Consider the following 9,050-nt stretch of genomic DNA (forward strand, 5'->3'; position numbering starts at 1 on the left):
TCACATCCTGAACACGCCGAAGCGTGTCTCCTCGATCTCGGCGTTGAGCGACGCGGAAAGGCTGAGCGCCAGCACCTCGCGTGTCCTGGCCGGATCGATGATGCCGTCGTCCCAGAGGCGGGCGGACGAGTAGAGCGGATGGCCCTCATGCTCGTATTTCATCAGGATCGGCTTCTTGAATTTCGCTTCCTCCTCGGCGCTCCACTCGCCGCCCTTTCGCTCGATGCCTTCGCGCTTGACCATGGCGAGCACGGTTGCCGCCTGTTCGCCGCCCATCACCGAGATGCGCGCGTTCGGCCACATCCACAGGAAGCGCGGTGAGTAGGCGCGGCCGCACATGCCGTAGTTGCCGGCGCCGAACGAACCGCCGATGATGACGGTCACCTTCGGCACCCTGGCGGTCGCCACCGCCATCACCAGCTTGGCGCCGTCCTTGGCGATGCCGCCCGCCTCGTATTTGCGGCCGACCATAAAGCCGGTGATATTCTGAAGGAAAACCAGCGGAATCTTGCGCTGACAGCACAACTCGATGAAGTGCGCGCCCTTCAGCGCGCTTTCGGAAAACAGCACGCCATTGTTGGCGATGACGCCGACCGGCATGCCATGGAGGTGGGCGAAACCGGTGATCAGCGTGGTGCCGTAGTTCTGCTTGAACTCATCGAATTCGGAGCCGTCGACGATGCGCGCGATCACCTCGCGCACGTCATAGGGCTGGCGCAGGTCGGTCGGGACGATGCCATAGAGCTCATCCGCGGGATGAAGCGGCTGATGAGCTTTCTGTAAGCTCAGGCTTACAGCCTTGTTCCGATTCAGGTTCTTGATGATGCGCCGGCAAATGGCGAGCGCGTGTTCGTCGTCCAGCGCATAGTGATCGGCGACGCCGGAAAGCCTGGTGTGTACATCCGCGCCGCCCAATTCCTCGGCGCTGACGTCTTCGCCGGTGGCCGCCTTCACCAGCGGCGGTCCGCCGAGGAAGATGGTCGCCTGGTTGCGCACCATGATCGTCTCGTCCGACATCGCCGGCACATAGGCGCCGCCAGCGGTGCAGGAGCCCATGACGCAGGCGATCTGCGGAACGCCGGCAGCCGACATGTTGGCCTGATTGTAGAAGATGCGGCCGAAATGCTCGCGGTCGGGAAAGACCTCGTCCTGGTTGGGCAGATTGGCGCCGCCGCTGTCGACCAGATAGACGCATGGCAAATTGTTCTGCAGCGCGATCTCCTGCGCGCGCAGATGCTTCTTCACCGTCAGCGGATAGTAGGTGCCGCCCTTCACCGTGGCGTCGTTGACAACGACCATCACCTCGGTGCCCTCGACGCGGCCGATGCCGGCGATCAGGCCGGCCGACGCTATCTCCTCGCCATACATGGACCATGCCGCGAACTGGCCGATCTCGAGGAAGGGCGAACCGGTGTCCAGCAATTGCGCCAGGCGTTCGCGCGGCAGCAGCTTGCCACGACCGACATGGCGATCGCGGGCCTCATCCAAGCCGCCGCGCTCGACTGTCCTGGCCTTTTCAGCGATGTCGGCAACCAGCGCGCGCATGCGCTCGGCATTGGCACGGAAGGTTTCGGAGGAGGGCGAGATCTGGGTTTGGAGGATAGCCATGCTACACCCCCTCCGCCATGATCTCGCGGCCGATCAGCCAGCGACGGATCTCGCTGGTGCCGGCGCCGATCTCGTAGAGCTTCGCGTCGCGCAAAAGCCGGCCGGTCGGATAGTCGTTGATATAGCCGTTGCCGCCAAGCAGCTGGATCGCGTCGAGTGCCATCTGCGTCGCTTTCTCGGCGGCGAACAGCACGCATCCAGCTGCATCCTTGCGGCTGGTCTGGCCGCGGTCGCAGGCGGCGGCGACGGCGTACACGTAGGCACGCGCGGCGTTCATCGCCGTATACATGTCGGCAAGCTTGCCTTGCACCAGCTGGAATTCCCCGATCGGCTGGCCGAACTGCTTGCGCTCGTGAACATAGGGGATCGCCACGTCGAGGCAGGCCGCCATCAGGCCGATCGGGCCGCCGGCAAGCACGGTGCGCTCATAGTCGAGGCCGGACATCAGCACCTCGACGCCGCGTCCTTCCTCGTGCAGCACATTGCCGAACGGCACCTCGACGTCCGAAAAGACCAGTTCGCCGGTGTTGGACCCCCGCATGCCGAGCTTGTCGAGTTTCTGCGCCACCGAAAACCCCGGCATCGCCTTTTCGACGATGAAGGCGGTGATGCCGCGCGATTTCCGGTCCGGGTCGGTTTTGGCGTAGACGACCAGCGTTTCGGCATCGGGGCCGTTGGTGATCCACATCTTGGTGCCGTTGAGCACATAGCGGTCATTGCGCTTTTCGGCGCGCAACTTGAGCGACACCACGTCGGAGCCGGCGCCGGGCTCCGACATGGCCAGCGCGCCGACGTGCTCGCCCGAACATAGCGGCGGCAGGTATTTTTCCTTCTGTGCCGGCGTTGCCCAGCGGTTGATCTGGTTGACGCAGAGATTGGAGTGGGCGCCGTAGGAAAGGCCGACGGATGCCGAGGCCCGTGAGATTTCCTCGACCGCGATCACGTGGGCGAGATAGCCCATGCCGCTGCCGCCGAAATCGGGATCGGCGGTTATGCCGAGCAGGCCAAGAGTGCCGAGTTCTCCCCATAGATGCGCCGGGAATTCGTTCTCGCGATCGATGTCAGCGGCTATCGGCGCGATTCTGTCCTGGGCGAAGCGGCGCACCAGGTCGCGCAACGCCTCGACGTCCTCATCATGCCCGAAGCTGAGCGTGTTCGTGTACATGCCGTTCCTCCCCGGTACCAATGCCGATGTTCGCGCCGACCAGGCGCATTGTCATCGAAAGGTATGTCTGCGTGACCTCGGCGATCGACAATCGCTCGCCCGGCCGGAACCAGACGATGACGCCGGTCATCATCTGGATCAGAGCCATGGCCGTCAGGCCGGTGTCCTCGATGCGGAAAATACCCGCCTCGGCGCCATCGCGCAGGATCGAACGCAGGTCCTTTTCGTAGGCCGTGCGCATGCGCAGGATCTGTGTCAGCCTGTCGGGCGACAGGCTGCGCAATTCCATGTTCGACACATGCGTGGCGTGGCGGCGCCCGATATGAAAGGCGATGTGGTTGCGCACATAGGCGGCAAGCTGCCGCACCGGATCCGCGTCGGCCGGCCTGGAACGCTCCCAGGCCTCGCGAAGCGCTTGCATATGGTCGCGCATCAGCGTGAACAGCAGGTCTTCCTTGGTCGGAAAATAGCGATAGAGCGCGGCCGCCTGCACGCCGACCTCGGCGGCCAACTGGCGCATCGACATTGCTCCATAACCGTAACGCGCAATCAGGGTGGCCGCCGCTTCACGGACTGCCGCTTCGGTTCGCTCGCCGTGTGATCCTGTGGTGCGCGCCATCGTCGCCTCGTTGACGGCAGAATAATAAAACAAACGTTCAATTAATTCAAGCAGGCGGAAATCCGTCTATCCGATGATCCTGAAATCTCCAGGCGTGGCCCAGGTTTCCAGCTCTTCCACATCGATGCGAGAGACAGCCGCGCCAGGCGGGCCTTGCCGAAGCCGTTCAATCATGGCCGCAATCGCCGCGTCGGCGCCGGTAAGCCATGCCGTCACCGAGCGGTCTCTTTCGTTGCGCACCCAGCCCAACAGCCCGAGCCTTGTCGCTTCATCGCGCGTCCACGCCCTGTAGCCGACCCCTTGGACCGTGCCGTATATGTGCGCCTGCACTGCCCTTTTCCGCTCATTCATGGCTCGCTCCCGTTCCATAGAGTCTGGCGCAGCATCGAACGAAGGCAACGGTTGAAACGGTGACCCCGATGAAAATCGAGGGCCTCCGTTCCAAATTTTCTGCCGCCGGCCTGACCGAGATGTGTACCGATCCCGCGCTACTCCGGCCGCGCGTTCTTTCGCTCACCGCGCGCGGCCAGGCCGCGCTTGCGGCACTTCATGCGGCCACGGATCGTGATCTGGCCCGCCTGACCGCGGGCTTGAATGACAGGGAAGCCGCGGAATTGTCGGATGTGCTGGCGCGTGCCGGACATCTGCTCGGCGCCGCGATGGCTCCCGAGCGCCGCGAAGTGCCCTAGTTTCCGCGCGCCGCTGCCAAGGCGCCAGGCAATTCCTCGGCGAAGATGTCCAGTTCGTGGGCGAGACCGACGCTGACGCGGATGCAGTGGTCGAGCCGTGGCGCCATCGGCTTGCGGATGAAGACGTCGCGCGACAACAGCCCCTGCAGCACTTTCAGGGCGAAAGCACCGTCATGGCCGCAGTCGATGGTGACGAAATTGGTCGCCGAGGCGAGCGGCTTCAACCCGTTCTGTTCGGCGATATCAGCAATGCGCCGACGTCCGGCGGCGACCCGGGCCACCACCGTCTCGAGATAGGCCTGGTCGGCGAGCGCCTCGACGCCGGCGATCTGCGCCATGCGGCTGACGCCATAGTGGTTGCGGATCTTCTCGAAGTCGCTGATCACTTGCGTCTCCGCGACGGCATAGCCGCAGCGTATTCCGGCAAGTCCATAGGCCTTCGAAAAGGTTCGCATACGGATGACGTTCGGCCGCGAGATGTCGATCGGCGGCAGGGCCGAGGCTGGTCCCAATTCGCCATAGGCTTCGTCGAGCACCAGCATGGTGGTTTCCGGCAAGGCTTCGATGAAGCGGATGACCTCGTCGGCTTCCCACCAACTGCCCATCGGATTGTCCGGGTTGGACAGATAGACCAGCGGCGCCTTCTCCCTGACGACTGCCGCGAGCAGACCGTCCAGGCTTTCCCTGTCATTCTCGTAAGGGACGGTCACCAGCCGGCCGCCGACACCGGCAATGTGGAAGTTGAAGGTCGGATAGGCGCCGAGCGAGGTGACCACGGCATCGCCAGGCGCCACGTACATGCGCGCCACGAGGCTGAGCAGACCGTCAATGCCTTCGCCGACAACGATATTTTCGACCGCCACATGGTGATGCGCCGCAGCCGCGACCTTCAGATCGTAATTGTCGGGGTCGCAATACATCCACTGGTCGCGCGCGACGCTCTCCATGCGGGCGATCACGCGCGGCGAGGGGCCAAAACTGCTCTCATTGGCGCCGATGCGGGCACGGAAAGCGCGCCCGCGCTCACGCTCCTGCGCTTCGGGGCCGACAAACGGCACGGTCGACGGAAGCGCTGCGACGAGGGGTGAGAGGGCAGGGCGCTGAGGCATGGCGGAAGCTCGCTTGGAAGGGGCCTTCTTGCTAACGCGCCGGCTTATTAGGTGCAAGTTGCTCGCAGGCAGCAATTTGTCATGCTGGATTCGGCCGTGTCTTTTTGGTAGCCAGACACGATGAACAATCGTCTGCCGCCTGCCTGGTCCAAGCATCTGAAAACTCCGTCCGGACCGAAAAACCCGCAGTCGAAAATCGCCGAACCCAAAGCGGGGTCGCTATCACACGCGCAGGCCGATGACGCACTGCTCAGGCGGGCGGTAGAACTTCATCGGGCAAATCGGTTGCCGGAGGCGGAGGCGCTGTGTCAGCGTGTATTGGCTCATGCCCCGCGACACCCCCTTGCCTTGTATCTGCTTGGAACCTTTGCGCTCGGGCTGGATGACGAGATGGCCATTCGCTGTTTTGAGCGAGCGGTAAAGGAGGCACCTCAAAATCCGCATTACCATCTGACCCTGGGTGAAACCTATTTGAAAGTCGGCGAGCATACGGATGCAATCAGGCATTTCGAGCGTGCTTGCGAATTGAAGGCCGACTGGGTCGAGGCGCTTTGTGCGCTGGGCCGCGCCTACACCGGATTCGGCAAAGCCGACCTCGCGGTGCCCCTCTATGAGAAAGCGCTCAAGATCGATGACGGCCGTTCCGCTATCCGAATAGGGTTGGCCAACGCGCTTGTAAGCCTCGGCCGGATGGATGAGGCGGCAAACTACATGAAAGAGGCGATCGCCCGTGGCCAGGATGTCGCCGCTGCTTACAACGGCCTGGTCGGTATACGAAAATTCAAGGAAGAGCCGACGGAGTTAAAATCCATTCTGGCTGAACTGAAGAATCCGGCGCTTGATAACAAAAGTATACAACAACTCCACTACGCGGCCGGGAAGGTGCTCAACGATGTCAGGCGCTATGACGAGGCGATGGGCCATTTTCAGCAGGCAAAGCGCTCGACCCGCGGCTTTGACCTTGAGGCTTACCGCCGCGGCATCGATTTCTTGATCGAACTGTTCAGCCCCGAGATGTTGGCCGCCAAGACAGGACATGGAAGCTCTTCGGAAGTGCCTGTCTTCGTGCTTGGCATGCCACGTTCAGGCACCACTTTGACCGAGCAAATCTGTGCGAGCCACCCGGATGCTTATGGCGCTGGCGAGCTGACAAAACTCCGGCGCATCACAAACAGTCTCGCGCCCAAAACGCGCTCGCCCGAAGAATTGCGAAGCTCGATCCTGACCATGACGGTGAATCAGTCGAAGGCTTTGGCTGAAGACTATCTTGCCCATATCCGTCAACGGTCCCCCAACGCCCAGCGTATCGTCGACAAATTGCCGCATAATTTCGAACTTATCGGCCTTATAAGGCTTCTGTTTCCCAAGGCACGCATCATTCACTGCCGTCGAGATGCTATCGACAACTGCCTCTCGTGTTATTTCCTGGGTTTCAATGACGACAATAGTTATACCGCGGATCTCCATATGCTCGGACTGTATTATCGCGAATACGACCGGCTTATGCGGCACTGGGATAAGGTCTTTCCAGGCCAAATCCTTGAGACCCGCTATGAGGACATGGTCTCCGACCAGGAAGCGCAATCGCGCCGCTTGATCGACCATCTGGGGCTGCCCTGGGACGACGCCTGTCTGCGGTTCTTTGACAAGCCAGGTTCGGTGAACACGTTTAGCCGCTGGCAGGTTCGACAACCGATCTACACCTCGTCTATCAATCGCTGGAAGGGCTATGGAAGTTCAATCCTGCCGCTGATTGAGGCCCTTGGAGACTTGGCTGAGACTTAGTCTGGCACGCTTGCGCCGGAACGATGTCGAGATTTGGCCGTGGCTGCGCGAGACGTCCTGCCCCTCTGGCCTAAATCCGTTAAGCGGGTGGATGCACGCGAGTGCAGGACTGGATCAGATCTGCAGGCGTAGGGGAGAAAGATTTCGGTATCAAATAGTTCTGGGAAGTCTCCAGGTAACGGCCGGTGGTCTATCCCATGCTGGATTCTGTCGGCCGTTTTTGCTAGCGAGGCACGATGAACTCACGGCTGCCCCCAACCTGGTCCAAGCATCTCAAGGCACAGCCAGTGCAAAAGGCCAGACCCTTCGCCCAACCGGCTAAGCCTGGATCGTTGCCTGGGCCAACCGATGACATGCTGCTTAGACAAGCGCTGGAACTACAGAAAGCTGGACGGCTGCCGGAAGCCGAAGAACTCTGCCATCGTGTTCTGACGCGCTCGCCCAATCACGCGCTTGCCCTCTACATTCTTGGCACGCTGGGGCTCGGTTTCGACGACGAACTGGCGATCAAGTATTTCGCCCGCGCGGCAGCGAAGGAGCCGAAAAATCCATACTATCAGCTCAGTCTGGGGGAGGCCTTTCTAAAGGTCGCGGATTATCCGCTTGCGATTCATCATTTGCAGCGCGCCTGCGAGCTGAAGCCCGATCTCACGGATGCTCTTCGTCGACTTGGCGAAGCATATTTCATGTTCGAAAAGGCGGACGTGGCTGTGCCGCTCTATGAAAAAGCGCTCAAAATTGACCCCGACAACGCATTCGTCCGGACGGCCCTTGCGAATACTCTCGTTGCCCTCGGCCGCATGGACGAAGCTACGGTTTGCCTGAAGGAGAGCATCGACAGGCGCATGAGCGTGCCGTCGTCCTACAATACGCTTGTAGCGGTTCGAAAATTCTCCGCCGAGCCACCCGAACTCAAAGCCATTCTGGACGAGCTTCAAAAAACGGCGAATCCCGCCGATGGGCCCTACCAGCTTCATATGGCCGCCGGTAAGGTCTTGGATGATCTTGGTCGCCACGATGAGGCCATGGACCATTTTCTCAGAGCCGCAACGAACAAGGGGTTCGATTTTGACATTGAATCCTACGGTCGACAGGTCGATGCGTGGATCGAGCTGTTCAGTCCGGAGTTCTTCGCGGCGAGGGTGGGATATGGTGATCCATCTGAGACGCCTGTATTCGTGCTTGGAATGCCGCGTTCTGGCACGACGCTGACGGAACAGATCTGCTCGAGCCATCCCGATGTCCACGGCGCGGGCGAACACTCCAAGCTGGGGCGAGTCGCGGTTGCCAACGGTCTTAAACTGCAGCCGGGACGCCCATTGGGACGACCAGTCATGTCGATGACGCGAACGCAATCCAAGGCGCTCGCCGGTGAATATCTATCCAGCTTGCGTCTCAACGCGCCCGAAGCATTGCGAATCGTCGATAAGATGCCTCACAATTTCGAACTTGTGGGCCTCATCGCCCTTCTCTTCCCTAACGCACGGATTGTTCATTGCGTACGCGATCCCGTTGATAATTGTTTTTCTTGCTTCACCTCGAATCTTAACGACGCGCATAAGTATAATTCGGACCTTGCGGTGCTTGGGCTTTACTACCGCGAGTACGATCGCCTGATGCGCTATTGGAAGTCGATTTTTCCGGGACGCATTTTCGAGAATCGCTATGAAGACCTTGTTTCCGACCAGGAGGGGCAGTCCCGTCGGCTTGTGGAGCATCTGGGTTTGGAGTGGCACGACGCCTGCCTCCGTTTCTTCGAAAGGGCTGGCTCCGTCAGAACCCTCAGCCACTGGCAGGTTCGTCAGCCGATCTACAAATCATCGGTCAAGCGTTGGAAGCACTACGAAGGCAGGCTTCGGCCATTGATCGAAGCCTTGGGGGATTTGGCTGAAGGCTAGCCGTTCTCAGTTGTTCGAACTGACTTTCTGCGCACGACGGAGGCCCCTTACCTGCGATAGTTGCAAGCGGCCTAAAAAAACCCGGCGGTTGCCCGCCGGGTCAGACTGCTGACAAACCCCTGGCTTTTGCCGGGGGTTTTTGATTCACTGGGTCATGTTGAAGCGACCCGCCCCTGA

General features: G+C 60.8%; 8 protein-coding genes. 3 read left to right on the plus strand and 5 right to left on the minus strand.

The window, feature by feature from the left end:
* The 4 genes from FJ936_RS27915 to FJ936_RS27930 all read right to left on the minus strand — a co-directional run bounded on the left by FJ936_RS27915 (position 1) and on the right by FJ936_RS27930 (position 3,743).
* Positions 1-1,608 (minus strand): carboxyl transferase domain-containing protein, encoded by a 1,608-nt coding sequence (locus tag FJ936_RS27915; RefSeq protein ID WP_140788141.1) that lies wholly within the window; start codon positions 1,606-1,608, stop codon positions 1-3.
* A gap of 1 nt (position 1,609) precedes the next feature.
* On the minus strand, positions 1,610-2,773 hold the full coding sequence (locus FJ936_RS27920) for an isovaleryl-CoA dehydrogenase (protein ID WP_140718099.1): 1,164 nt from the start codon (positions 2,771-2,773) through the stop codon (positions 1,610-1,612).
* Positions 2,742-3,392: a TetR/AcrR family transcriptional regulator gene (locus FJ936_RS27925; protein ID WP_140788139.1), complete on the minus strand. Its 651-nt coding sequence runs from the start codon at positions 3,390-3,392 to the stop codon at positions 2,742-2,744. The genes FJ936_RS27920 and FJ936_RS27925 overlap by 32 nt, the downstream gene beginning before the upstream one ends.
* A gap of 66 nt (positions 3,393-3,458) precedes the next feature.
* Complete coding sequence (locus FJ936_RS27930; protein WP_140788136.1) at positions 3,459-3,743, minus strand: acylphosphatase; 285 nt, start codon at positions 3,741-3,743, stop codon at positions 3,459-3,461.
* Positions 3,744-3,811: 68 nt separating this feature from the next.
* On the opposite strand from FJ936_RS27930, the gene FJ936_RS30635 reads away from it, so the two are divergent.
* Positions 3,812-4,081, plus strand: coding sequence for a hypothetical protein (locus FJ936_RS30635; protein WP_181171092.1), 270 nt, complete (start codon positions 3,812-3,814; stop codon positions 4,079-4,081).
* On the opposite strand, the gene FJ936_RS27940 is transcribed toward FJ936_RS30635, so the two are convergent.
* On the minus strand, positions 4,078-5,190 hold the full coding sequence (locus tag FJ936_RS27940) for a pyridoxal phosphate-dependent aminotransferase (RefSeq protein ID WP_140788134.1): 1,113 nt from the start codon (positions 5,188-5,190) through the stop codon (positions 4,078-4,080). The genes FJ936_RS30635 and FJ936_RS27940 overlap by 4 nt on opposite strands.
* A gap of 120 nt (positions 5,191-5,310) precedes the next feature.
* On the opposite strand from FJ936_RS27940, the gene FJ936_RS27945 reads away from it, so the two are divergent.
* Both FJ936_RS27945 and FJ936_RS27950 read left to right on the plus strand, forming a co-directional pair.
* Positions 5,311-6,975 carry a tetratricopeptide repeat-containing sulfotransferase family protein gene (locus FJ936_RS27945; protein WP_141907235.1) on the plus strand — a complete coding sequence of 555 codons (1,665 nt, stop codon included), beginning with the start codon at positions 5,311-5,313 and terminating at the stop codon, positions 6,973-6,975.
* Between the two features lie 236 nt (positions 6,976-7,211).
* Positions 7,212-8,873 carry a sulfotransferase gene (locus tag FJ936_RS27950; RefSeq protein ID WP_141907236.1) on the plus strand — a complete coding sequence of 554 codons (1,662 nt, stop codon included), beginning with the start codon at positions 7,212-7,214 and terminating at the stop codon, positions 8,871-8,873.
* Positions 8,874-9,050: the final 177 nt, after the last annotated feature.

The sequence above is a fragment of the Mesorhizobium sp. B2-4-13 genome (assembly GCF_006658535.1).
GTDB lineage: Bacteria > Pseudomonadota > Alphaproteobacteria > Rhizobiales > Rhizobiaceae > Mesorhizobium > Mesorhizobium australicum.